Annotated in this window: 2 protein-coding genes; both read left to right on the top strand. The window is 64.8% G+C overall.

What is annotated here, in order from left to right; genetic code table 11:
- Positions 1 to 103 precede the first annotated feature (103 nt).
- Complete coding sequence (locus tag RMO25_RS00355; protein WP_309660615.1) at positions 104 to 862, top strand: methyltransferase; 759 nt, start codon at positions 104 to 106, stop codon at positions 860 to 862.
- A complete protein-coding gene (locus tag RMO25_RS00350) occupies positions 859 to 2,166 on the top strand; it encodes a cation:dicarboxylate symporter family transporter (RefSeq protein ID WP_309660614.1) in 1,308 nt (435 codons plus the stop codon). The genes RMO25_RS00355 and RMO25_RS00350 overlap by 4 nt, the downstream gene beginning before the upstream one ends.
- The last annotated feature ends 243 nt before the right edge of the window (positions 2,167 to 2,409 follow it).

Raw genomic sequence — 2,409 nt, 5'->3', positions numbered from 1 at the left:
CAATCGCCCGGCTGCAAAGTATGGCGGACCAGGAAATCTTCACCGGCTGGCGAACGTGAAGGCGCGTGGTATTAGAGCGCGACCAAGGATCTACGGAGGGGTTATGAAACCGACTGCATTTCTGTTCGCCGCACTTGCGCTCACCATGGTTCCAACAATCGCGCCCGCCGCGCCGGTCGGGATCGACGTGGCCGTTGCAGCGTCCACCCGGACGCCCGACAATGTGAAGCTCGACGAATCCCGCAAGCCGGGCGAAGTGCTGAGTTTCTTCAGGCTGACCAAGGGCATGCGCGTCATCGATATGTTCGGTGCCAACCAATATTGGGCCGAGATCATGGCGCCGGTGGTCGGGCCGAGGGGCCATGTCACCGTGTGGCAGCCGACCCAGTTCCTCAACGACGAACGGCGCACCAAGTTCGCCGCGTTCGCCAAGCGCCAGAAGAATGTGTCGCTGATCTCGAGCCCGTTCGAGGCGCCCCAGCTCGGCACCAACGCCTACGACTTCATGATCATGAATCTCGATTATCACGACGTCTATTGGCAGAATCCCGAGCGCAAGATCACGCGCATGGAGCCCGACGCGTGGCTGAAAACGCTGTACGCGGCGATGAAACCCGGTGGCACGGTCGGCATCATCGACCATGTCGCGCTGCCCAACGGCGACACCCGCGCGACGGTCGAGAAATTGCATCGGATCGACCCGGAAGTGATCAAGGCCGACTTCGCCCGCGCCGGTTTCGAACTCGTCGGCATCCGTAACTTCCTGCGCAACCCGGCCGACGATCACACCCTGCTGGTGTTCGACCCCGCCATCCGCGGCAAGACCGATCGCGTCGTCTATCGCTTCCGGAAGCCGCGTTGAGCAAGACGCCGGTCGCCGCCGCGGAGGATAGCGTCCGCGGCGGCCGCGCTTATTATGTGTTGGTTGCGCTGCTCCTCGGCCTGATTGCAGGGGCGGGCGCAGCAGCGCTTGGCGACGGGCTTCGCGAACCGGCGCTGCAGGCCTCGAACATGGTCGGCGGCCTGTGGTTGAATGCGTTGAAGATGACGGTCATCCCGTTGATCGTCGCCTTGCTTGTAACCGGAGTCGCCAAGGGCGCCGAAGCGGCGCGCGCGGGACGGATCGCGGGCCGCTCGGTGGTGTGGATCGTAGTCGTCTGCACCTTGTCGGCGATCTTCGGCACGCTGATGATCCAGTTCTTGCTCGGCCTGTTCCCGCTGCCCGAGGGCGCGGCGCAGGCGCTGCGCGCGGGCTTGGCCGGGATCGACACGGCGACCGCCTCGCCAACCGTCCCCGGCGTGGCCGACTTTTTCCGCGGGATCATCCCCGAGAATGTGGTCGCCGCCGCGGCCAATGGCGACGTGCTGCCGCTGGTGGTGTTCTCCTTGTTGTTCGCGCTGGCTGCGGCGCGGATCCCCGAAACGGGGCGGCGCGCACTGGTCGGGTTGTACGACGCGGTCGGCGACGCCTCGCTGGTCGTCAACGGCTGGGTGCTGTGGATCGCGCCCCTGGGTGTGTTCGCGCTGGCCTTTACCGTCGGGGCAAGCGCCGGCGGGGCGGCGTTCGCGGCGCTGGCCCATTACATCGTCCTGATCTCGGCCATCGGCGTGCTGTGGGCGACCTTGGTCGGCTATCCATTGGCTATCCTCGCGGGGGGCATCAGCCTGGGATCATTTACGAGGTCGATGATCTCGCCGCAGAGCGTTGCCATCTCGACCCGCTCGTCACTGGCGTCACTGCCGGCAATGCTCGCCGCGGCGCGCGTGATGGGAGTCCGCGAGCAGGTCGCCGATGTCACTTTGCCGCTGTCGGTGGCGCTGTTCCGTGCGACCGGGCCGGCGATGAATGTCGCGGTCGCTTTCTACGTCGCGCACTGGCTGGGCTTTGAACCCAGCGTCAGCCAGATGATCGCCGCGACCGCAGTCGCCGCCGTGATCAGTTATGGCGCCGTCAGCCTACCCGGCGAAGTCAGCTTCATCAGCTCGATTGCGCCCATCGCGATGGCGCTCGGGGTGCCGATTGCCCCGCTCGCGCTGTTGGTCGCCGTCGAGATGGTGCCGGACATTTTCCGCACGCTCGGCAATGTCACGCTCGACGTCGCGGTGACCACCGTGGTCAATCACTCAACACGCGAAAAACAGGGGCGAAACCTGAACGCCAGCTGACCGTCGTTCGTCGATTGAGCGGCCCACAAACGGCCTTTGTCGCTACCCGTAACGATTGCCGACAATCCGTGCGCGCTGGTCGAGCGGCGCAGGATTTGATTTCCGGCAGTGCGTAACAGGATCGGGCGACGCGAAATCCTCAGCCCCCAATCAAGGGTCTCGCGCGCTTGATGAAGGAGCGTGACTATGAAGGCTCTATTGATGGTTGCAGCGGTTGCGACTTCGGCGCTGTTGCTGATCCCA

Source organism: Sphingomonas sp., assembly GCF_031361285.1.
Lineage (GTDB): Bacteria > Pseudomonadota > Alphaproteobacteria > Sphingomonadales > Sphingomonadaceae > Sphingomicrobium.
This window is presented reverse-complemented; position numbering and strand designations above follow the sequence as displayed.

Bases quoted from the DNA above. Each gene is read 5' to 3' on its own strand.
- RMO25_RS00355 (WP_309660615.1), top strand. From the start codon at position 104: ATGAAACCGACTGCATTTCTGTTCGCCGCACTTGCGCTCACCATGGTT.